The organism is Amycolatopsis sp. NPDC051371 (assembly GCF_040682155.1).
In the GTDB taxonomy this organism is placed as follows: Bacteria; Actinomycetota; Actinomycetes; order Mycobacteriales; family Pseudonocardiaceae; genus Amycolatopsis.
In genome coordinates, this window is record NZ_JBFBAG010000015.1 from 1 (window position 1) to 21,246 (window position 21,246).

The 21,246-nt window shown below is 71.3% G+C and carries 23 protein-coding genes; 13 read left to right on the forward strand and 10 right to left on the reverse strand.

Annotation, left to right across the window (positions count from 1 at the left end):
- Positions 1-74: 74 nt before the first annotated feature.
- From cydD to AB0M59_RS19620, 3 genes are read right to left on the reverse strand one after another with little or no spacing between them, the layout of a single operon-like run.
- Positions 75-1,646, reverse strand: coding sequence for a thiol reductant ABC exporter subunit CydD (gene cydD, locus AB0M59_RS19610; RefSeq protein ID WP_364616826.1), 1,572 nt, complete (start codon positions 1,644-1,646; stop codon positions 75-77).
- Between the two features lie 8 nt (positions 1,647-1,654).
- Positions 1,655-2,635: a cytochrome d ubiquinol oxidase subunit II gene (gene cydB, locus AB0M59_RS19615; RefSeq protein ID WP_364616828.1), complete on the reverse strand. Its 981-nt coding sequence runs from the start codon at positions 2,633-2,635 to the stop codon at positions 1,655-1,657.
- Positions 2,636-2,638: 3 nt separating this feature from the next.
- Positions 2,639-3,799: a cytochrome ubiquinol oxidase subunit I gene (locus AB0M59_RS19620; RefSeq protein WP_364616830.1), complete on the reverse strand. Its 1,161-nt coding sequence runs from the start codon at positions 3,797-3,799 to the stop codon at positions 2,639-2,641.
- Between the two features lie 60 nt (positions 3,800-3,859).
- Here AB0M59_RS19620 and AB0M59_RS19625 point away from each other — a divergent pair, with 60 nt between their 5' ends.
- Genes AB0M59_RS19625 through AB0M59_RS19645 form a run of 5 tightly spaced genes read left to right on the forward strand, consistent with a single transcriptional unit; the run spans position 3,860 to position 6,173 of the window.
- Positions 3,860-4,177: a helix-turn-helix transcriptional regulator gene (locus AB0M59_RS19625; protein ID WP_003086561.1), complete on the forward strand. Its 318-nt coding sequence runs from the start codon at positions 3,860-3,862 to the stop codon at positions 4,175-4,177.
- On the forward strand, positions 4,174-4,842 hold the full coding sequence (locus AB0M59_RS19630; protein WP_364616832.1) for a permease prefix domain 1-containing protein: 669 nt from the start codon (positions 4,174-4,176) through the stop codon (positions 4,840-4,842). The genes AB0M59_RS19625 and AB0M59_RS19630 overlap by 4 nt, the downstream gene beginning before the upstream one ends.
- Entirely contained in the window at positions 4,839-5,162 is a 324-nt protein-coding gene (locus tag AB0M59_RS19635; RefSeq protein ID WP_285999800.1) for a DivIVA domain-containing protein, read from the forward strand. The genes AB0M59_RS19630 and AB0M59_RS19635 overlap by 4 nt, the downstream gene beginning before the upstream one ends.
- Complete coding sequence (locus AB0M59_RS19640; protein ID WP_364616834.1) at positions 5,159-5,617, forward strand: SRPBCC family protein; 459 nt, start codon at positions 5,159-5,161, stop codon at positions 5,615-5,617. Before AB0M59_RS19635 ends, AB0M59_RS19640 begins: the two co-directional genes overlap by 4 nt.
- Positions 5,610-6,173: a DNA-3-methyladenine glycosylase I gene (locus tag AB0M59_RS19645; RefSeq protein WP_364616836.1), complete on the forward strand. Its 564-nt coding sequence runs from the start codon at positions 5,610-5,612 to the stop codon at positions 6,171-6,173. The genes AB0M59_RS19640 and AB0M59_RS19645 overlap by 8 nt, the downstream gene beginning before the upstream one ends.
- 19 nt (positions 6,174-6,192) lie before the next feature.
- Here the strand turns inward: AB0M59_RS19645 and AB0M59_RS19650 are convergent, their stop codons facing one another.
- Positions 6,193-6,987 (reverse strand): enoyl-CoA hydratase-related protein, encoded by a 795-nt coding sequence (locus tag AB0M59_RS19650; protein ID WP_364616838.1) that lies wholly within the window; start codon positions 6,985-6,987, stop codon positions 6,193-6,195.
- 210 nt (positions 6,988-7,197) lie between these two features.
- Here AB0M59_RS19650 and AB0M59_RS19655 point away from each other — a divergent pair, with 210 nt between their 5' ends.
- On the forward strand, positions 7,198-7,365 hold the full coding sequence (locus tag AB0M59_RS19655; protein ID WP_013222969.1) for a DUF3117 domain-containing protein: 168 nt from the start codon (positions 7,198-7,200) through the stop codon (positions 7,363-7,365).
- Positions 7,366-7,455: 90 nt separating this feature from the next.
- Entirely contained in the window at positions 7,456-8,919 is a 1,464-nt protein-coding gene (locus AB0M59_RS19660; protein ID WP_364616840.1) for a M17 family metallopeptidase, read from the forward strand.
- 98 nt (positions 8,920-9,017) lie between these two features.
- Here the strand turns inward: AB0M59_RS19660 and AB0M59_RS19665 are convergent, their stop codons facing one another.
- On the reverse strand, positions 9,018-10,205 hold the full coding sequence (locus tag AB0M59_RS19665) for an MFS transporter (RefSeq protein ID WP_364616842.1): 1,188 nt from the start codon (positions 10,203-10,205) through the stop codon (positions 9,018-9,020).
- A 62-nt stretch (positions 10,206-10,267) separates the two neighbouring features.
- On the opposite strand from AB0M59_RS19665, the gene AB0M59_RS19670 reads away from it, so the two are divergent.
- Positions 10,268-11,170: a LysR family transcriptional regulator gene (locus AB0M59_RS19670; protein WP_364616844.1), complete on the forward strand. Its 903-nt coding sequence runs from the start codon at positions 10,268-10,270 to the stop codon at positions 11,168-11,170.
- Between the two features lie 12 nt (positions 11,171-11,182).
- On the opposite strand, the gene AB0M59_RS19675 is transcribed toward AB0M59_RS19670, so the two are convergent.
- Positions 11,183-11,827: an O-methyltransferase gene (locus AB0M59_RS19675; RefSeq protein ID WP_364616846.1), complete on the reverse strand. Its 645-nt coding sequence runs from the start codon at positions 11,825-11,827 to the stop codon at positions 11,183-11,185.
- Positions 11,828-12,039: 212 nt separating this feature from the next.
- On the opposite strand from AB0M59_RS19675, the gene sigE reads away from it, so the two are divergent.
- The 5 genes from sigE to AB0M59_RS19700 all read left to right on the forward strand — a co-directional run bounded on the left by sigE (position 12,040) and on the right by AB0M59_RS19700 (position 17,339).
- The gene (sigE, locus tag AB0M59_RS19680; RefSeq protein ID WP_364617132.1) at positions 12,040-12,639 is read left to right on the forward strand and encodes an RNA polymerase sigma factor SigE; all 600 of its coding nucleotides are present in this window, start codon (positions 12,040-12,042) and stop codon (positions 12,637-12,639) included.
- On the forward strand, positions 12,636-13,292 hold the full coding sequence (locus AB0M59_RS19685) for a hypothetical protein (protein ID WP_364616848.1): 657 nt from the start codon (positions 12,636-12,638) through the stop codon (positions 13,290-13,292). Before sigE ends, AB0M59_RS19685 begins: the two co-directional genes overlap by 4 nt.
- Before the next feature lie 639 nt (positions 13,293-13,931).
- The gene (locus AB0M59_RS19690; RefSeq protein ID WP_364616850.1) at positions 13,932-15,449 is read left to right on the forward strand and encodes a trypsin-like peptidase domain-containing protein; all 1,518 of its coding nucleotides are present in this window, start codon (positions 13,932-13,934) and stop codon (positions 15,447-15,449) included.
- A 77-nt stretch (positions 15,450-15,526) separates the two neighbouring features.
- Entirely contained in the window at positions 15,527-15,961 is a 435-nt protein-coding gene (tatB, locus tag AB0M59_RS19695; RefSeq protein ID WP_364616852.1) for a Sec-independent protein translocase protein TatB, read from the forward strand.
- 319 nt (positions 15,962-16,280) lie between these two features.
- Complete coding sequence (locus tag AB0M59_RS19700; RefSeq protein ID WP_364616854.1) at positions 16,281-17,339, forward strand: hypothetical protein; 1,059 nt, start codon at positions 16,281-16,283, stop codon at positions 17,337-17,339.
- Between the two features lie 7 nt (positions 17,340-17,346).
- On the opposite strand, the gene AB0M59_RS19705 is transcribed toward AB0M59_RS19700, so the two are convergent.
- The 4 genes from AB0M59_RS19705 to AB0M59_RS19720 are packed head-to-tail and all read right to left on the reverse strand — an operon-like array spanning position 17,347 to position 21,225.
- Entirely contained in the window at positions 17,347-18,492 is a 1,146-nt protein-coding gene (locus tag AB0M59_RS19705; RefSeq protein ID WP_364616856.1) for a P-loop NTPase, read from the reverse strand.
- A 10-nt stretch (positions 18,493-18,502) separates the two neighbouring features.
- A complete protein-coding gene (locus AB0M59_RS19710; protein WP_364616858.1) occupies positions 18,503-19,012 on the reverse strand; it encodes a DUF1003 domain-containing protein in 510 nt (169 codons plus the stop codon).
- Complete coding sequence (locus AB0M59_RS19715; RefSeq protein WP_364616860.1) at positions 19,005-20,303, reverse strand: CBS domain-containing protein; 1,299 nt, start codon at positions 20,301-20,303, stop codon at positions 19,005-19,007. Before AB0M59_RS19715 ends, AB0M59_RS19710 begins: the two co-directional genes overlap by 8 nt.
- Positions 20,304-20,313: 10 nt before the next feature.
- Positions 20,314-21,225: an aminoglycoside phosphotransferase family protein gene (locus AB0M59_RS19720; protein WP_364616862.1), complete on the reverse strand. Its 912-nt coding sequence runs from the start codon at positions 21,223-21,225 to the stop codon at positions 20,314-20,316.
- Positions 21,226-21,246: the final 21 nt, after the last annotated feature.

The window sequence follows — 21,246 nt, forward strand, 5'->3', positions numbered from 1 at the left end:
GCCGATCTGGGACCGGTTCATGCAGCTGTACATGTCAGGAAAGCCGGGCGAGCGCTTCGACCGCGTGTCCGCGATCAGCTCGCCGCAGGACCGGCCACCTCCGCGCACACCCGGCCACCCCGCAGCTCGACCACCCGCTCCGCCAACCCGGCCATCGCCGGCCGGTGGGCGACCAGCACCGCCGTCCGCCCCGGCAGCAGCCGCCGCGTTGCCGACAGCACCGCCGCTTCCGTGCGGGAGTCCAGCCGGGCCGTCGGCTCGTCCAGCAGCACCAACCCCGCCGAAGTCCGCGCCAACGCCCGGGCCAGCCCCACTCGCTGGCGCTGTCCCGCCGACAGCACCTCACCCAACTCGCCCACCGACGTGGAGTACCCGGCAGGCAACCCCGCCGCCACCGAATCCAGTGCCGCCGCGCGGGCGGCCGAAGGGACGTCCACCGCGGCGCCCAGCGAGATGTTCGACGCCAGCGACCCCCGGAACAGCGTCGGCCGCTGCGGCACCCACGCCACATCCGCCAGCCAGTCGGAAGAGGCCAGCGTCCGCAGGTCCACCCCGTCGACCAGAACCCGTCCCGAAGAAGGAGAAACGAACCCCAGCAACACCGCGAGCAAGGTGCTCTTCCCGGACCCGCTCGGCCCGACCAAAGCCACCCGCGAACCAGCAGGCAAAGACAAGTCCACATCGGACAGAACCGGAACACCGGAGTAGGAGACCGAGACCCGCTCGAGAACCAGAGAAGGCGCACCTCGCCGACGACAGCGAGCCCCGGTCGAAGCAGGAACCACAGGAACAGCCAAAGCCTCTCGCAACGCCGTCAACCCCTCCGCCGCGGCATGGAACTTCGCCCCGGCGGCCCGCAAAGGCAAGTACGCCTCCGGAGCCAGCACCAGGATCAGCAACGCCGTCCGGGCGTCGAGTCCGCCGGAAAGCAACCGGAACCCGATCGGGACCGCGACCAAAGCCACGGAGAGAGTCGCGACCAGTTCCAGCACCAGCGACGACAGGAAAGCCACCCGCAGCGTCTTCATGGTCGCGTCGGCGTGGGCGGACGCCATCGAACGAACCGTCGAAGCCTGTGCGGACGCCCGTCCGAACACCCGGAGCGTCTCGAGTCCGCGGACGACGTCGAGGAAGTGCCCGCCCAGCTTCGTCAGCAACGACCACTGCCGCGCGGTCCGCGACGCCGTGTGCTTCCCGACCAGGATCGCGAACACCGGGATCAGCGGCAGCGTCGCCGTCACCACCAGCGCCGACACGACGTCCGTCGTGAACAGCCGCACGACCACCGCGATCGGCACCACCACCGACACCACCAGTGACGGCAGGTACCCCGTCAGGTAGCTGTCCGTCGCGTCGACTCCCCGCGTGATCTGCGTGGCGACGACCCCGGCTCGGTCGGACGACGAGCCGAGCAGCCGCCGGCGCAGGCCGGCGCGCACCGACGCCGCGAACCGTCCACTGAGGACGCCATGGCCCCACGACACCAGAACCCGCGAAGCGATGGCCACGACCAGGAAGAGCGAAACGCCGCCGCCGGTGAGCAGCGTGGCCAGCCCTTCGGCTTGGACCAGCACCAAAACTGCGGAAATCGCTCCGAGCGCGGCCAACAAGACCAAGTACCGCCGTTGTCCGGGAAGAGCAGGCACGACGACTCCTAGAAGTGCAGCAGCGAGCGCTGGTCGAGCGGATGCCGGTGCGCGCGCCACGTCAGCCACTGCACCACCAGGAGCACCGGCACCGCCGGCACGGCGAACCAGCCCAGCACCGCGAACGTCCCGGACGCCGTCGCCGCCTGGTCCACGCTCAGCGTGTACGCCGAGGAGACGAGCACCGTCGGGAACCGAAGCGTGCCCGCGAGCAGTGCCGGGCACGCCGCGAGCACCATCGTCGCGACGAGCGCCAGCCGGTGGCGGCGGCCGGCGAACCCGAGCCGCGAAACGGCGAGAGCCGAGAAGGCCAGCACGGCCACACCCACACCGAAAGCCGTGACGCCGTCCAGGACGAAGAACCCCCACGCCGTGGCGATCACGAGGAAGGCGAACACGGGCCCCGAAAAGGCGCGCGCGAGCCGTACCGCGCGGCCGGTCAGCTCCGCCGGCGCCCGCACGGCGAGGAACGCCGCGCCCTGCAGGCAGAACAGCGCGACGAACCCGAGCCCCCACAGCACGGCATAAGGATTGAACAACTCGAGCACGGTCGGCGCGCCCCCGGCGTCCAGGGGCAGGCCCAGCACCAGGTTGCCGAGGAACAGGCCCCACGACAGCGCCGTCACCAGCGCGCCGCCGACGATGCCCGCCGTCCAGGCGCCGCGCCGCGCGTCCGGGCGGCGGCTGCGCAGCTGCATCGACGCCGTGAACGTGACCAGGCCGAGCAGGAGCATCACCACCAGGACGTACGCCCCGCTGAACACCTTGCCCTCCAGGTGCGGGAACGCGCCGAACAGCACGCCGACCGCGGCCACCAGCCACACCTCGTTGGCCAGGAAGAACGGCCCCAGCGCGCCGAGCGTCTGCCGTCGCCGCCGCTCGTCGGCTTCGAACGCGGGCAACAGCATGCCGACGCCGTAGTCGTAGCCGGCCAGCGCGAAGTAGCCGCAGGTCAGCAGGCCCAGCAGGCACCACCAGAAGGTCGCCATCGGTCAGACTCCGCTCAGGACGGGCAGCTCGGCGGGCTCGTCGACCGGCTCCGGGCCGCGCTTGGCGACGCGCGCCATGAGCACCCAGTCGGCGACCGCGAGCGCGGCGAACAGCAGTGAGAAGGCGATGAAGGAGAACAGGATCTGGCCGGCGGGGACGTCCGCGATCGCGTCGGCGGTGCGCAGCTTCCCCCAGACCAGCCACGGCTGGCGGCCGAGCTCGCGCACCAGCCAGCCCATGATCGCCGCAAGGAACGGCAGCGGGATCGCCGCGACCATCAGGTAGTGCAGGAACCGGGCCCGGGTGATCCAGTTCCGGACCAGCAGCAGCGTGCCGAGAATCGCGCAGAGGAACATGAGGAACCCGAGCCCGATCATGGCGCCCAGCGGCATGCCGACGGCGCTCTCGCCCAGCTTGTCCGGCTGGTACATCTTCAGCTCGCCGAACTGCGCGAAGCCCTGGTTGACCACGAAGATCGAGCCGACGAGCGCGGTCACCACGCCGATCCGCATCGAGCGGCGGAAGAACTCGATCTCGGTGGTGCGCTTGAGGAAGTGGTACGCGCTGACGCCGACCACGAAGAACCCGCCGGTCACCAGCGCGGCACTGAGCACGTGCGGCAGGGACGCGACCAGCGCCGGGTTCGAGAACAGCGCGCCGAAGTCGTCGAGGTGCAGCGTGCCGCCCTCGAGCCGGCTGCCGACGGGGTTCTGCAGGAACGAGTTGGCCAGCATGATGAACAGAGCCGACGCGTACGCGGTCAGCGTGACCAGCCAGATCAGCGCCAGGTGCAGCCACTTGGGCATCCGTTCGAAGCCGAAGATCCACAGGCCGAGGAAGGTCGACTCGAGGAAGAACGCGACCAGCGTCTCGATCGCCAGCGGGGCGCCGAAGACGTCGCCGGCGAAGGCGGAGAGCCCGGTCCAGGTCAGCCCGAACTGGAACTCCATCACGATGCCGGTGACGATCCCCAGCGCGTAGTTGATGACGTACAGCCGGCCCCAGAAGCGCGTCATCCGCAGCAATTCGGGCTTTCCGCCGAGCGTCCAGCGCGTCTGCATCACGGCCACCAGCGTGACCAACCCCAGGGTGAGCAGCACGAAGAGGAAGTGGAACGAAGTCGTCGTCGCGAACTGGAGTCTCGCGACCGGGAGAGCGTTCATGTAGCCAGGCTACACGTAGCCTGGCTACATGTAGCGGGGCGACGTGTAGACTGCGTACCTATGAAGGCGGACACCTTGCGCGGGCACCTCGACGCGTTGCTGCTGGCCGTGCTCGACGGCCGCAAGCTGCACGGCTACGCGATCATCGAGGCGCTCCAGCTGCGCAGCGACGGCGCGCTCGACCTGCCGACCGGCACCGTCTACCCGGCGCTGCGCCGGCTCGAGCGGGCCGGCTGGCTCGCCAGCGAATGGGACGTCGTGTCCGGTCGCAAGCGCCGCACCTACCGCCTCACCCGCTCCGGTGAGCAGGCCCTGGCCGCCGAACGCACCGAGTGGCGGGAGTTCACCACGGTCATCGGGGGAGTGCTGGGCGCATGATCGACGAGTACCTGGGGGACCTGGACCGCAGGCTGCACGGCTGCGGCCGGTTCAAGGCCGACCTGCTGGGCGAGGCCCGCGACGGCCTGCACGACGCCGCCGACGCCTACCGCGCCGGCGGCTGGACCGACGAGGACGCCGAGCGTCGCGCGGTCGCCGACTTCGGCCCGGCGGCCGTCGTCGCCCGCGACTACCAGGCCGAGCTCGGCATGCTCAGCGGCGTCCGGACGCTGTGGAAGCTCGTCATCGGCGTCCCGGCGATGCAGATCGCGTGGGACTACGCGCGGATCCTCACCTTCGGCGAGTGGACGAAGATCTCGACGCCGACGCCGGAGTGGTACAAGGTCGTCACGCACGTCACCCACGGCGCGGTGTTCGTCGTGCCGGTGATCGGCGTGCTCGCGCTGCTCGGCATCCGCTGGCTGAGCCGGCGGCTGGACGGCACCGGGCTCGCGCGGTTCTGCGGTGTGCTCATCGCCGCGGCCGTCGGCGTCAACCTCGCTTCGGTCGGACTGTTGATCTGCACGACCGGGTTCGTCGACGTCTCGCGGCTGTTCCTGAGCGTCCCGTGTGCGCTGTTGATGGTCGCTTGGGTGCTGCTTTCGCTGCGGCTCGTCGTGCTCGCGAGACGTTCGTGGGGCGGGTATGCCACGATCGTCGCGTGACGACCGCGCTGATCTACCTCGTAGTCATGCTGCTGGTGGCCGCCGTGGTGTTCCTGCTCGCCGCCGTGGTCTTCGGCCGGGGTGAGGAACTCGCCCCGCTGCCGCCGGGCAGTTCGCCGACGCGGCTGCCCGCCGAGGACATCACCGGCGAGGACCTGCAGGACGTCCGCTTCCAGCTCGTCCTGCGCGGCTACAAGATGTCCGAAGTGGACTGGGTGATGCGGCGCCTCGGCGTCGAGCTCGACGAGCTGCGCACCCGGGTCGCCGAGCTGGAGCAGCGTGAACGCGAGCGGGAGAGCTCGCCCGAAGGCGCCCAGTGACGGATCTGATCCTGTCGGTCGACGTTCGCGCGCCGGCCGGGACGACCTGGCTCGCGCTGACGGACTGGACGCGCCAGGGCGAGTGGATGCTCGGCACCGAGGTCGAGGTCGTCGAGGGCAACGGCCGCAGCGTCGGGTCGCGGCTGGCGGCGTTCACCGGGGTGGCCGGCATCGGCTTCACCGACACGATGGAGATCACCAGCTGGGAGCCGCCGGTGCGGTGCGGGGTCCGCCACCTCGGCAGCTTCGTGCAGGGCACCGGCGTGTTCCAGGTGGTGCCCAAGGGCGCGACGCGCTCGACGTTCGTCTGGGCCGAGCACCTGCGGCTGCCGTTCGGGCCGCTGGGCCGGCTCGGCTGGCCGGTGGTGCGGCCGGCGTTCGCACTGGGGGTGCGCCAGTCGCTGCGGCGGTTCGCGCGGTTCGCGGAGGACTATTCGGTGGGTGGGGATGAGTGAGCTTCTCGGCGCCGACGGCGTCGCGCGGTGCAGCTGGGGCAATTCGACCCCGGACTACGCGTCGTACCACGACGAGGAGTGGGGCACGCCGCTCCACGGGCAGGACGAGCTGTACGAGCGGCTGTGCCTCGAGTCGTTCCAGTCCGGCCTTTCGTGGATCACGATCCTGCGCAAGCGGGAGGGCTTCCGGAAGGCGTTCAAGCAGTTCAAGCCGGTGAAGGTGGCGAAGTTCGGCGACGCCGACGTCGAGCGCCTGATGCAGGACGCGTCGATCGTGCGGAACCGGGCGAAGATCCTGGCGGCGATCAACAACGCCAAGGCGATCGCTTCGCTCGACACCCCGCTGGACGACCTGCTGTGGTCGTTCGCGCCTTCGTCGCACAAGCGCCCGAAGACGATGTCCGACGTCCCGGCGATCACGGACGAGTCGAAGGCGATGGCCAAGGAGCTGAAGAAGCGCGGCTTCGTCTTCCTCGGGCCGACGACGTGTTACGCGCTGATGCAGGCCACCGGCATGGTCGACGACCACGTCGCGGGCTGCTTCCGGGCCGCCTGACTCGGAAGCAGCCCGGCGCTCACTTGCCCTGGAAGTTGGGCTTGCGCTTGCCGACGAAGGCCTCGACGGCCTCGCTGTGGTCGGCGGTCGCGCCGAGCGCGGTCTGAGCGGCGTCCTCGGCTTCCAGCGCTTCCTCGAACGTCGACTGCGCCGCCAGGTTGAGCACGCCCTTGATCTTCGCGTAGGCCACGGTCGGTCCGTTCGCCAGCTTCGCCGCGATCTTCTGGGCGCGGGCCGGCAGTTCCTCGTCCGGCACGACCTCGCCGACCAGGCCGAGCCGCAGCGCCTCGCCCGCGTCGACGGTCCGGGCCAGCAGCATCAGCTCGGCCGCGCGGCCGTAGCCGACCAGCCGCTGCAGCGTCCAGGACGCGCCCGAGTCCGGGCCGAGCCCGACGTTGGCGAACGCCATCAGGAACGACGACGACTCGGCGGCGATCCGCAGGTCACTGGCGTAGGCGAAGGCGGCCCCGGCACCGGCGGCGGTGCCGTTGATCGCCGCGATCACCGGCTTCTCCATCGACACGATCGCCTGGACGATCGGGTTGTAGTGCTCCTTCACCGTGTGTAGCGGGGCGGGGTCGCCCGCCTGGAGCAGCCCCACGTGTTCCTTCAGATCCTGGCCGGCGCAGAACGCCTTGCCGGAACCGGTCAGCACGACCGCGCGGACTCCCTTGTCGTCCGCCGCCTCGCGCAGCGCCGCGAGCAGTGCTTCCTTCAGCTCGACGGTCAGCGAGTTGTACGCCTGCGGGCGGTTGAGCGTGAGGGTGCGCACCCCGTCGGCGTCGGCGGACAGCAGGACGTCGGATGTGGTCACGTCTTCTCCTTGCGCGGAAACATCGGTCTTCCGACAGTCTTCCATCCCATCCTTCCACCCCGCGCGAGCCGCATACCAGCACCGATACGGCGGCAAAAGATCGGTCCGCTGATGCGCCCGGCCGCTGATGAGGGACAATGGACACCAGACCCGGCTGGCTTTCACGCGAGCGCGACCCGGGCGCGCCGGTTGAGACGGAGGGAGCACGCTATGGCGGCCATGAAGCCCCGGACCGGAGATGGTCCCCTCGAAGTGACTAAGGAGGGACGGGGCCTCGTGATGCGCGTTCCGCTCGAGGGTGGTGGGCGACTCGTCGTCGAACTCTCCGCGGAAGAAGCGAAAGACCTCGGCGCCGCTTTGGCGGAGGTCACCGGCTGAGCCGACTCCCTCGAACCGTCCTTCCGTCGCACCCCGGTCTCCCTTCGGAGGCCGGGGTCGCGGTTCCTCTGCGCCTGAAGGTTGCTCACTGTGCGTAATCCGCTACCCCCCGTTCCGACCAGTCTGCTCGACATCGAGGTGGCGGGCGACCTCCGTCGCGGTGCCCCGGTGGCGCGGCTGGTGACGTCGCCCGCCGACGACGTCGAGTCCGAGCCGCTGGAGATCGGCGGCGTCCGGATCACCGGCAAAGCGGGCGACGTGCAGACGGTTCCCGCCGGCGAAGCCCGCTGGGTCGCGGGCCTGGGTGACGGCGAGCCGAAGCAGTACCGGAAGGCGGGCGCGGCGCTGGTCCGCGCGGTGAACGCGGCGCTGGCGGACGACGTCGACAACGGGGGCAAGGCGTTCCGCGCGGTGCAGCTGGTGCTGCCGGAGGAGGCTTCCGGCGAGCACGTGACGGAGCTGGCGCTGGGGCTGCTGCTCGGCGGCTACCGGTTCAAGGTGACCGGCGAGGACCCGAAGCCCGTCGTGCGGACGGTGCGGCTGGTGACCTACGACCGGGCGGTCCCGTCGTTCACCTCGCAGGTCTCGCGCGCGTCGGTGCTGGCCGCGTCGACGGCGCTGACGCGCGACCTCGCGAACACGCCGTCCAACATCAAGACCCCGGCCTGGCTCGCGGACACCGCGGCCCGGGTGGCCGGCCCGCGCGTCGAGGTGGCGATCCGCGACGAGAACTGGCTGACGACGCAGGGCTTCGGCGGCGTCCTGGCGGTCGGCGGCGGGTCGTCGCGGCCGCCGCGGCTGATCGAGATGACGTACAAGCCGTCGGGGGCGGCGAAGCACTTGTTGCTGGTGGGCAAGGGCATCACGTTCGACACGGGCGGCCTGTCGATCAAGCCGGCCGACGGCATGCACCTGATGCGCACGGACATGGCGGGCGGCGCGGCGGTGATCGCGGCGATCCGGGGGATCGCGGCGCTGGAGCTGCCGGTGCGCGTGACGGCTTTGGTGCCCGCGGCGGAGAACCACGTGTCGGGCTCGGCGTACCGGCCGGGCGACATCGTGCGGCACTACGGCGGCAAGACGACCGAGGTCGGCAATACGGACGCGGAGGGCCGGATGGTCCTCGCCGACGCGCTGGCGTACGGGATTCGCCGGTACAACCCGGACTTGGTCGTGGACGCGGCCACGTTGACCGGCGCGATGAAGGTGTCGTTGGGTCTGCGCACGGGTGGGCTGTTCGCTTCGGAGGACTCGCTGGCTTCGCTGGTTCGTTCGGCGGGCGAGCGCGTGGGCGAGGCGTGGTGGCGCATGCCGCTGGTGGAGGACTACGCGGACAACGTCCGCGGCGAGTTCGGCGACGTCCGCCAGACCCCGGCGGGCCCGGGCGGCATCACGGCGGCGCTGTTCCTGCGGGAGTTCACGGCGGGATTGCCGTGGGCGCACCTGGACATCGCGGGCCCGGCGCGGTCGGAGAAGAACTACGACGAGGTGGTCCCGGGGGCGACGGGCTTCGCGGCTCGGACGCTGGTGGAGCTGGCGGCTTCGCTCGGCTGAGCTGGAGTGTCTTGAATGAGTCATTCAGGACCTCCGAAGACCTGAATGACTCATTCAAGACGTTTGGCGGGGCGGCGGCGGCTCGGCAACGCCTGAGCTCAGCCCGCGTTGACCAGCTCGCGCCGCTCCGCGCGGACCCGCGTACCCGCCCCGACCGCGGCCGCCGCGAGCAGCAGCCACACCGCCACCACCGCGATCAGCCACGACCACCCCGCGTGCCCGTAGACCCACGCTCCCGCCGCGCCGCCGACGCTGCTGCCGAGGTAGTACGTCGCCGTATACATGCCGCCCACCTGGCCGCGCGCGTTCTCGGGGGCGTCGGCCGCGGCCCAGCCGTTCGCGACCGCGTGCGCCGCGAAGAACGCGCAGGTCAGGACCAGGAAACCGGCGATGATCAGCGGCAGCGAGTCCGGCAGCGTCAGCGCCGCGCCGACCGCCGTCACCAAGAGCGCGCCGATCAGCGCGCGACGCCGGCCGACGCGCGCCACCAGTCGTCCGGCCGCCGCGGACGACACCGAGCCCGACGCGTAGGCGAGGAACACCAGCGACGCGATCGCCGGCGACAAGTCCAGCGGGTCGCCAGTCAGCCGGAACCCGGCCGCGTTGTACAGCGCGACGAACGAGCCCATCGCGAGCAGCGCGACGGCGTACTGGGCGAGCAGCACCGGCTTGCTCACCGCCGTGACCAGCCCTCGGGCCACCGCGCGGAGCTGGGCGTCGCCGCGCGGACGGGTGCCCGGCGGCAGCGTCACGACCGTGATCGCCGAGCAGACCGCGCCCACACCCGCGACGACGAACAGCGCGCCGCGCCAGCCGAGCGGCCCGGCGGTGAACCCGCTGGCCAGCCGGCCGAGCATGCCGCCGATCGTGTTGCCCGCGATCATCGCGCCGACGGCGGCGGCGACGCCCGCGCGGCCGAGGCGTTCGGCCAGGTAGGCGGCCGCGACGCCGGGGAAGCCGGCGATGGCGACGCCCTGAAGAGCGCGCAGGACGAGCAGCGCCGGATAGGTCGGCATCAGCGGCAGCAGGAGCCCGAAGACGACGGACGCGATCACCGACGTCAGGATCACCGGGCGCCGGCCGATCACCTCGGACAGCGCGGCGATCGGCAGGACGGCGATGGCGAGGGCGCCGGTCGCGACGCTGATCGCGAGCGCCGCGCCGCCGGGGTCGAGGTGGTATTGCGCGGCGAGCTGGGGCAGTACCGGCTGCGGCGCGTAGAGCAGGGCGAAGGAGGAGATCCCGGCCGCGGCGACGGCGGTCTTGACTCGGCGCGTGGAAGTCACTCCCTGAAAGTAAGCAGGGCTAACCAATACGTCTAATGCGCTGACCTGGCATGATTGATGCGATGACGTATGACTCGCTGTCGGCGCAGGTGGCGCCGCACCTGCCACTGCTCGCCGCGCTGCGCGAGACGAGGAACGTCACACGCGCGGCCGAACTGCTGGGCGTGCCGCAGCCGACGGTGAGCCGCCGGCTCGCGGCGCTGGCCGACGCGCTGGGCGCGCCGCTCACGGTCCCGGACGGCCGCGGCATCCGCCTCACGCGCGCGGCGGAGCTGCTGGCCGAAGCGGCCGAGCGCGGCTTGGCTGCGGTCGACACGGGCGTCCGGCTGGCGCGCGAGGAGGTGGCGCCGGAGTCGGGGCACGTCGTGCTCGGGTTCCTGCACCTGCTCGGGCGGTCGCTGGTGCCGTCGCTGCTGCGTGGGCACCGGGCGCGGTACCCCGGAGTGCGGTTCACGCTGGTCCAGGGCTCGCGGCAGGAGATGCTCGACCGCCTGGCGGGCGGCGAACTGGACCTGGCCCTGCTGGCGCCCCTGCCCGCGGCGCCTTCGCTGGCCACGGCGGGCCTGGTCGACGAGGAGATCCTGCTGTCGGTCCCGGCGGGCCACCGCCTGGCGGGCCGGGAGTCGGTCCGGATGGCGGAGCTGGCCGACGAGGAGTTCGTGCTGCTGGAGCAGGGGTACGGCGTCCGGACGCTGACCGACGAGCTGTGCGCGGCAGCCGGCTTCACGCCACGGATCGCGTTCGAGGGCCAGGAGTCGGACACAGTCCGCGGCCTGGTGGCGGCGGGCTTGGGGGTGGCGCTGCTGCCGCGCTTCGGCCCGGGCAGCCCGGCGGGAGTGGCGGAGGTGCCACTGGATCCGCGGCCTCACCGGACGATCGGGCTGGTCTGGCGGGCGGACGAGCCGATGACCCCGGCCGTGACCGGCTTCCGCGACCACGTGCTGACCACCGCGGCCGAGGGCTGAGCCGCGCCGGCGTCAGGTCGCGGCCGCGACCAGCAGTCCGCCGCCGACCGGGAGCAGCGCCGGGACCAGGCGTTCGTCCTCCCGGAACGCCCGCGCCACCTCGCGCAGCGCCAGGGTCTCCGGGTCGCGGTGGGACGGGTCGATCACGCGGCCGCCGGCCAGCACGTTGTGGAACGCGATGATCCCGCCGCGCCGCAGCAGCGACACGCCCAGCTCGTAGCAGCCGGGGTACTCGATGTGCGCGGCGTCGACGAACACCAGGTCGTAGCCGCCCGGCGTGAGCCGCTGGAGGACGTCCAGCGCGCGCCCGACGATGAGCCGCGTCCGGCCCGGCGCGTAGCCGGCCTCGCGGAACGTCAAGCGCGCTGCCCGCTGGTACTCCGGCTCGACGTCGATCGAGGTCAGGATGCCGTCGGGCGCCATCCCGCGCAGCAGGCTCAGCCCGCTCACCCCGGCGCCGGTGCCGACCTCGACGACGGCCTTCGCGCGCAGCGTCGCGGCCAGGAAGCGCAGGGTCGCGCCCGCACCCGCGCTCAGCGAGCTGCAGCCCAGGTCATCGGCCCGCGCGCGCGCCGAAGACAGCACCTCGTCGTCGGGCAGGTACCCGTCGACGAACCCGGAGTCGGCCGGTGCGGCCGCAGGGGTGGGCGTGTTCACGCACGGAGGTTAGCGTTGGTTGTCGATAAATCCGCGCAGGCTCCCTGGTAAGCACCCCGGAAGAAGTTCTCAGCCTGCTCTCAGTCCAGTCTCACTAGAACCATAAGGAGTCCGGAGAGACTGAAATCCGAGCGCACGGGGAACACCGTGGCCACAGCCCGCGTTGGGTGGAGCAGACAGGAGAAACACAGATGGAGGTGCCTGCTCCCGCGATGCAGAACGCCGTTGCCGATAACGACGCCGACGCGGCTGAGCCCGTGTCCCTGGACGAAGCGGCCTGGACGCCGCCGTCCTGGGACGAGGTCGTCCGCGAGCACAGCGACCGGGTCTACCGCCTCGCCTACCGCCTGACCGGCAACGCCCACGACGCCGAGGACCTCACCCAGGAGACCTTCATCCGGGTCTTCCGGTCGCTGGCGTCCTACAAGCCCGGCACGTTCGAGGGCTGGCTGCACCGGATCACCACCAACCTGTTCCTCGACATGGCCCGCCGCCGCTCGCGAGTGCGGATGGAAGGCCTGCCGGAGGACACCGACCGCATCGTGGGCGACGACCCCAGCCCCGAGCAGGTCTTCTCCGACACCCACCTGGACCCGGACCTGCAGGCCGCGCTCGACGAGCTGCCGCCCGAGTTCCGCGCCGCCGTGGTGCTGTGTGACGTCGAAGGCCTCTCGTACGAGGAGATCGGCGCGACGCTCAACGTCAAGCTGGGCACCGTCCGCAGCCGCATCCACCGCGGGCGTCAGGCGCTGCGCGCGTCGCTCGAACGTCGGCGCGCTCACGCTGCGGAGTCTGCGAAGGTGTCGGTATGACCGCACCCCGAGGCTGGGCACTCCCCGAGTCGCACCTCCTGCCGGACGCCGTGGTGGCGTTCGTCGACGGGGAGCTCACGCACGGCGCCCGTGACCGGGCGGCGTCGCACATCACGCGCTGCGCGGCGTGCGCCGCCGAGGTGCGCGCCCAGCGCCAGACGGTGGACGCGATCCGCCGCGCGGGTGCGCCGTCGATGTCGGCGGGGTTCCTGGCGAGCCTGCAGTCGATCCCGGAGCACACGGAGCTCCCGAGCGCACCGGACAACCTGGCCATCACGGCCGACGGCCAGCTGGTCGCGGTCCAGCGCCCCGACCGGGTCGCGGGACTGCGCGACACGGGGGTCCTGGGTGGTGTCGCGCCGTTGGGATCATCGGCGCCCCTGGGCCAGTCACCGCACGTTCTCGGCGGCGGCCGGCTTAAGCGCCGCGCCGCGCAGGGGGCCGGTGTGGTGGTGTCCGGGCTGGTGCTGAGCGCGCTGGCGCTGGTCGGGACGACCGCGGACAGCGGCGACGGCAGCCCGGAGAACGGCGGCGGGGTGCCGCAGCAGGCGAACCTGCTGCCGGCCCAGATGGCGGTGCCGCAGCCGGTGGTGGTGCCCGCTTCGACGCCGGCGAGCACGACACCGGTCGCGGTGCCGGCCGGTATCCGCTGAGACTTGTTTCCCGCGAAGGCCGCCATGAGGGATTCCTCGTGGCGGCCTTCGGTATGTCCGGGGCCGGGTGGTCGGCTCGCGCTGTCGGGGGGTGGCTCGGACGTCTTGAATGACTCACTCAGGTCTTCGGAGGTCCTGAATGACTCATTCAAGACGGCTCAGCGCCGCGACCTCGCGCCGGGAGTGTGCCACCCGGGCCACGCCGGCCCGACCCCTGCAGCCTCGGAGGACGTCCGCCGGTCCTCGGCAAGATCCCGGGCCGGCGCGGCCGGCCCAGGCTGTCGGCGGGCAGCTCGAACGTCGTGAACGACTCTTTCATGTCGCCAGACGAGGTAAAAGGGTCTTTCACAACACCACGGCGCGGCGACCAGCCAGCCCCTACGCCACCAAAGCTGCCCAGCCGGAGTCAAGACCCAAAAGCAGCCCCCGCCCGTCCCTGGGGGGCGTCCCCGAGTCCAGTCTATCGCCGCCCCCCGACGGAAAGCCCTGATCAGCGACTGAGTCCCCGGTTTGTCCACATTGCCCGCCCCTTGGGGACAACCGGCTCAAGCAACAGCCATTTCACTGACGTACCGGCAGACTCGGAGCACCGGGCTTGGGTATCGTCACGCCCAGCCACCTGATCTTCTGCACCGGGGAATGATGACCGAGCCGAACGTGAATCCCGAGCAGCCCGGCGCGCGCGATGCCGACCGGCTGGGTCCGCGGCCGCTCGCGCGGCCGGCCGTCGATCCGGCGCAGGCCGCCGTCTTCGGCAGGCCGAGTGGCGTCGACGGGGCGTTCGACCAGCTCTACTCCCCGCAGAAGTCCAACGGTGTCCGGCTCGCGCCGCCCGCTCCCGAATCGCTCGCCGAGGCCTTCCGGCGGCCGCCCGGGGCCGAGGGTGTGCTGCTCGAACGGCCGCGTGAGGCCACAGGGGAACCGAAAGCACAAGATCCGCCCCTGTGGCACAGCACCAGCGATCCCTGGCGCGATCCCGGCGCGGGCGCCGTTCTCGCCGGCCCCGCCATGCCCGCCGAAGACGAGGAAAAGCCCGCCAAACGTCCGCCCGGTGCCCTGCTCAGCCTGCCCGAGGTGCTCTTCGGACGGCGGGTCAAGCCCAAGGCTCTCGCCCTGCTGGGCGTCGTTGCCCTGCTCGTCGGGGCCGTCGGCGGACTCGTCGGCTGGTGGGTCGCCGATACCGGCAACGAGCTCACCGGCTCCGCCACCATCTCCGAAGCCGAGGCCGCCAAGGAACGTCCCGCCGGCTCGGTCGCCGAGATCGCCAAGCGCGTCGCGCCCGCCGTCGTCTCGCTCGAGGTCTTCAAGCCCGGTGCCGACTCCGGTGAGCAGGGCTCCGGCGTCATGATCGACCCGCAGGGCTACATCCTCACCAACGAGCACGTCATCTCCTCCGCGAGCGCCGACCCGGGCGTCAAGGTCACCGCCATCTTCATCGACGGCACCCGCACCGAGGGCAAGCTCGTCGGCTCCGACCAGAAGACCGACCTCGCCGTCGTCAAGGTCAACGTCACCAACCCGACCGTGCTGCAGATCGGCAAGTCCTCGGACCTGCAGGTCGGCGACACTGTGATGGCCATCGGCTCGCCGCTCGCGCTGCAGAACTCCGTGACCGCCGGCATCGTCAGCGCCCTCAACCGGCCGATCACTGCGGGCGGTGACAACGGCGCCCCGCCGGTCACCTACGAGGCCATCCAGACCGACGCCGCCATCAACCACGGCAACTCGGGTGGCGCGCTCGTCGACGCCACCGGCGCACTCGTCGGGATCAACTCCTCGATCCGCTCCTCCGGCGCCGACGGCGGCAGCATCGGCATCGGCTTCGCCATCCCCAGCGACTACGCGGTCAAGATCGCGAAAGCCCTGATCAAGGACGGCAAGGTCCAGCACGCCGACATCGGCATCAACGCGTCCTCGACGGTCGCCGGCTCGTCCACCATGGGCGCCCAGGTGAAGAACGTCGCGCCCGGCGGGCCGGCCGCGAACGCCGGCATCAAGGAGGGCGACGTCATCACGAAGATCGGTGGCCGCCTGGTGCGGGACTCCGCCGAGATGACGGTCGCGGTGCGCGCCCACGACGTCGGCGAGGTCGTCCCCGTGCAGCTGGCCCGGGACGGCGCGAGCTTCGTCGTCGACGTAACCCTGGCTTCCGACTGAGTTCCCGTGTTCGGCCTGCCGGAGCGCGGGCCGGGGCGGGTACCCTGAGCGGGTAGGTTCCGAGCGGAGGTAGACGGGTGTTCGACAGTGTCGGATGGGGGGAAATCCTCGTCCTCATCATCGCCGGTCTCTTCATCCTCGGCCCGGAACGGCTTCCCGAAGCGGCGTCCTGGCTCGCGAAGAGCGTGAAGAAGGTCCGTGACTTCGCGACCGGTGCGCGGGAGCAGCTCCGCGAGGAGATGGGCCCGGAGTTCGACCAGCTCCGCAAACCCCTCGAAGACCTGCGCGGGCTGCGCAACTTCGACCCGAAGCGGGTGGTGACGCAGCACCTCTTCGACGGCGACGCGGACCCGCTCGGCCTCAAGGGCATCACGAACGGCAGCCCGAACTTGGGCGGCACCAACGGTTCCAACGGGACGAACGGCTCGAACGGGTCCACCGTCGGCCAGACCCGGCAGCCGGAGCCGCTCAAGCCCGGCGAGCGCCCGCCGATCGACCCGGACGCCACGTAGCGTCGGCGGTTAGGTCTTGAATGAGTCATTCAGGACCTCCGAAGACCTGAATGAGTCATTCAAGACGTTCGCACTCGCCGCGCTGTCCACGAAACTCGGACGCGCCGCCCAGCCGACCCGCGACCCCGGACTTTGAACCCGCGTCCTGTCCCGGGGAGTTCTCAGCCGAGTCGTTCGTGCAGTCGGCGAACGCCGCCCGTTCGCGCACGGTCTCCGGGGATTTCCCTAGTCCCCGTTCGCGTCCCTGACCCCGGTGATCGTTTCCCTCCTACGTTCGAGTGGGGGTGGCTGTCCGCCGCCCGCAATCGAAGGGGAGACGATGAAACTCAGATCGCTGGGCTGCGCGCTGCTCGCGGCCGGCCTGCTGGGATCGGCGCAAACGGCATCCGCGACAGAGACGGCCGCCGCGTGCGCCTGGAAGCCCACTGCCCTGAGCGCCGGCACCTCCGTGAGCGCGGAAGTCACCGCGACCGACGGCAAGGGGAACTTCGCCGGCTGGGCGCTCCCGACCGACGCGTTCGGCGAGACCCGCCGCGCCGCTTCCTGGACCGGCGGGACGTACGCCGACCTCGGCACGGCCGGGACCAACGGTGCCGCCGTGGCCGCCGAGAACCGTTCGGGCGTTGTCGCAGGGACGGCGAACTACTCGATCTTCGGGGCCGGCTTCCTCTTCGAGCGGGCGTTCAAGAGCTCCGGTGGCACGCTGATCCAGCTGCCCTTGCCGACGTCGAGTCAGCTGCCCGCGGGCTACACGCGGTCGGCCGCCATCGGCATCACCGGCTCCGGCGACGTCATCGGCGTCGTGCGCAAGCAGAACGGCTCGGGCCAGATCGCGGTCCGCTGGGCCGCCGACCAGCCGGGCACCGTGACGCTCCTGACCGGCCTCCCGGCGGGCATCGGCCTGGCGGCCGTGGACGCGGACGGCTCGATCGTGCTGAACAGCGGGGACATCTGGCGCGACGGGACACTCACGCACCTCGGCACCCTGCCGGGTCTGGAGAACGCGTGGCCCGAGGCCATCAAGGACGGCCGCGTCGTCGGCTACGGCGTCTACAACGGCAAGAAGGTCGGCGTCTACTGGGACCAGCAGCACGCGGCCCACGTGCTGCCGAAGTCCAGCTACAACCTGTCCAACGGCAACCCGGGCTTCTCGATCAACTCCAGCGGCCTGATCACCGGCCGCCTCGACGAGGCGAACGGCGGCAACGACGCGGCCGGCACCGGCTACGGCGTCTGGAACCAGGGCACCTTCGTCTCGAAGTTCGGTGACCTCAAGGCCGATCTGCCCGTCGTCATCGGCGACGACGGCACCGCGGGCGGCTACCGCTACGACTCCGCCACGCGGCACTCGACTCCGTACGTCTGGCGCTGCTCCTGAAAAAGGTTCAGCGGCCGGCCGGGGTGACGTTCAGCATCATCCCGGCCAGGCCGCGCGCCCGCACCGTCAGCTTCTTCGCCACTTCCTTCAGCACCGCGGACGCCGGTGCGTCGGGCGTGGACAGCACCAGCGGCGTCCCCGAGTCACCCTGCTCGACCAGCCGCGGGTCCAACGGCACCTGGCCCAGCAGCGGCACCTCGGACCCGATCGACTTCGTCAGCGACTCGGCCACCGTCTGCCCGCCGCCCGAGCCGAAGATCTCCAGGCGGGAGCCGTCTGCCTGCTCCAGCCACGACATGTTCTCGATGACCCCGGCGACGCGCTGACGCGTCTGCAGCGCGATCGCGCCGGCCCGCTCGGCCACCTCCGCCGCGGCCTGCTGCGGCGTCGTGACCACCAGGATCTCCGCGTTCGGGATCAGCTGGGCCACCGAGATCGCGATGTCGCCGGTGCCCGGCGGCAGGTCCAGCAGCAGGATGTCCAGGTCGCCCCAGAAGACGTCCGCCAGGAACTGCTGCAGCGCGCGGTGCAGCATCGGCCCGCGCCACACCACCGGGGTGTTGCCCGGCGTGAACATGCCGATCGAGATCACCTTCACGCCGTGCGCCTGCGGCGGCATGATCATCGTGTCGACCTTGGTCGGCTTCTCGCGCGTACCCAGCATGCGGGGGATCGAGTGGCCGTAGATGTCCGCGTCCACGACACCCACGGACAACCCGCGAGAAGCCATCGCCGCGGCCAGGTTCACCGTGACCGACGACTTGCCGACGCCGCCCTTGCCCGACGCCACGCAGTACACCCGCGTCATCGAACCCGGCTGCGCGAACGGGATCACCGGCTCTTCAGCGTCCCCGCGCAGCGACTTCCGCAGGTTGGTGCGTTGTTCGTCACTCATGACGTCGAGCTCCACGCGGACGTCCACCACGCCCGGGAGCTTCGACACCGCGTCGCGGGTGTCGTTGGTCAGCGTCGCCTTCAGCGGGCAGCCCGCCACCGTCAGGTAGATCCCGACCGTGACGACGCCGTCGTCGCCGACGACCACGTCCTTGACCATCCCCAGGTCCGTGATGGGTTTCCGGATCTCGGGGTCTTGCACGCTCTTCAGCGCGCTGCGGACGTCGTCGACGCTGGGGAGCTGCTGCGTACTGGTCACGCCATCCATGTTACGTACCGGTAGGAGTGCGGTTCGGTTTGGCCTTCCGGGGCTGGACGTCGAGGTCCTCCCGCAGCCGGTCCAGCTCGCTGCGGAGGTAGTCCCGCGTCGCGACCTCGCCGACCGCCAGCCGCAGCGCCGCCAGCTCCCGGGCCAGGTACTCGGTGTCGGCCTTCGTCTGCGTAGCGCGGTTGCGGTCTTCCTCCAGCGAGACGCGGTCGCGGTCGTCCTGCCGGTTCTGCGCGAGCAGGATCAGCGGCGCCGCGTACGCCGCCTGGGTCGAAAAGGCCAGGTTGAGCAGGATGAACGGGTACGGGTCCCACTGCAGCGACACCGCGGCGAGGTTCATCGCGATCCAGATGATCACCAGCAGCGTCTGCCAGAACAGGTACTTGCCGGTGCCGAGGAACCGCGCGATCCGCTCGGTGAAGCGGCCGAAGGTGTCGGGGTCGATGTTCAGCTTGAACCGGCTCTGGCTGCGCGGCTGGTCCAGCCGCCGTCGGGACGTCGGTTCAGGCACGGTCGGCCTCCAGGTGCTCGCCGGTCTCGCCGGTGGTGTCGTGCAGGCCGGTCTCGCGCCAGTCCTCGGGCAGCAGGTGGTCGAGGACGTCGTCCACGGTGACCGCGCCGAGCAGGTGGTCTTCGGTGTCGACGACCGGCCCGCAGGTCAGGTTGTAGGCGGCGAAGTACCGCGTGACCTCGGCCAGCGTCGCATTGGGCCGCAGCGCCGCCAGGCCGGTGTCGACGGCGCTCGCCACGAGCTCGGCCGGCGGCTCGCGCAGCAGCCGCTGGAAGTGCACGACGCCGACGAAGCGCCCGGTCGGCGTCGCGGTGGGCGGGCGGCAGACGAAGACCATGCTGGCCAGCGCGGGCGGCAGCTCGGCGTTGCGGATGTGGGCCAGCGCCTCGGCGATCGTCGTGTCGGGCGTGAGCACGACCGGCTCCGGGGTCATCAGGCCGCCCGCGGTGTCGGACGAGTAGGCCAGCAGCCGCTTGACCGGCGCGGACTCCTCCGGCTCCATCAGCTCCAGCAGCCGGCTCTGCTCCGCGGGGGCGAGCTCGGCGAGCAGGTCGGCGGCGTCGTCCGGGTTCATCGCCTCGAGGATGTCGGCCGCGCGCTCCTCGGCGAGGTAGGACAGCAGCTCCTTCTGGTCGTCGTCCGGCAGCTCCTCGAGGACGTCGGCGAGGCGCTCGTCGTCCATCGCGTCGGCGACCTCGTGCCGGCGCTTGAGCGGCAGGTCGCGGACGGTCGCCGCGACGTCGACCGAGCGCATGGTGTCGAACAGCATGAGCAGCTGGCCCGCGCCCTGCGGCTGCTTCGCCAGGTCCGCGAGCCCCAGGCCGGCGACCTCCTCCCAGCGCAGCACCTGCATGGCCGCCCGGCGGCGCCCCAGCCCGAGGCGCCGCTCGCGGATGGCGAGCTTCGCCAGCACCCAGTCGCGGGTGCGCGTCGGCTCCATCCCGGCGTCGACGACGGTGATCCGCGTGTCGGACCCGGCCAGCGTCGCGTGCGCGTCGAGCAGCTGGCCGAGCACCAGGACCTCGTTGGGGCGCTGGTTGAACTGGCGCATGTTGACCGAGCCGGTGGCGAGGGTCACGGCGTTCGGTTCGATCGAGGTGACGCGCAACATCGGCACGAACACCCGGCGCCGGGTGGTCAGCTCGACGACCAGGCCGAGGATCCGCGGCGGCTGCGCGTCGAGGCGCAGGCCGGCGACCAGGTCGCGGACCCGGCCGATGGACTCGCCGTCCGGTCCGAACACCGGCAACCCGGACAGCTGAGCTGCGAAAACCCTGTTGACCGCGGCCATGCCGCCGACCCTATCGGCTGGTCGCCCACGGAGCGATTTCCGGCACGGTGACGAACGCCGGGTCGTCGCTGTCCGCTTCGAACGCTTCGAGGTCTTCGAGCATCCAGATCCAGTTCTGCACCGCGCGCACGAGCGTCCACGCGCGGGCGCGATCGGCGTCGAGCTCCTGGGAAGCGACGATCAGGGCGAACCGTTCGTCCAGTGTGGACTCGGTGAAGCGGTTCCAGAACAACGGGATGACGCCCCACTCGAGGTCGCCGGACAGCGGTTTCGGGTCGATGACCAGCCACGGCTCCCGCGTGCCGGCCAGGACGTTCTGGAAGTGCAGGTCCTCGTTGACCAGCAGTTGACCCGCGGACGGCCCGAACTCGCGGCAGACCGCGACGGCGTCGTCGACGAGCCGCCGGTCGAACGGCTCGCCGAGCGCGGCCCACCGGCGGGGCAGGTCCTCGACGAGGGTTTCGGCTTCGGCGCGCACACTCCTGGCCAGGCCGGACGGAGCAGGCACGGCGAGGCGCCGCGCCAACTCGCCGAGGAGCGGGACGGCCTCGCGCAGCGGGAGGTCGTCGAGGGTGCGCCCGGGGTCGAGCCGTTCGAGCAGCAGGACGCCGTCGTCCGGCGCGGACTCCAGCAGCAGCACCGCACCCCGACCGGCCCATGTGGACAGTGCGAGCGGCTCGTCGGCGGATTCTTCTTCGCGCCAACCGAGTTTCAGCACCGCCGGCGTACCGTCGGCGAGCCGCGCGGGCTGCACCACGCCGACGTAGCCGTGCATCGCCTCGCCCTCGAACGTCAGCCCCCACTTCCGGGCGTACCCGGCGGCCAGGTCCGGCAGGGCGGCCACCCACCCCGCGGCCTCCGGGCCGAGCACGCGGGGAGCCCGGCGGGCGAACAGCGGCGGGACGCGGAGATCGTTCACCACCCCAGTCTGCTGGTCCCGTCC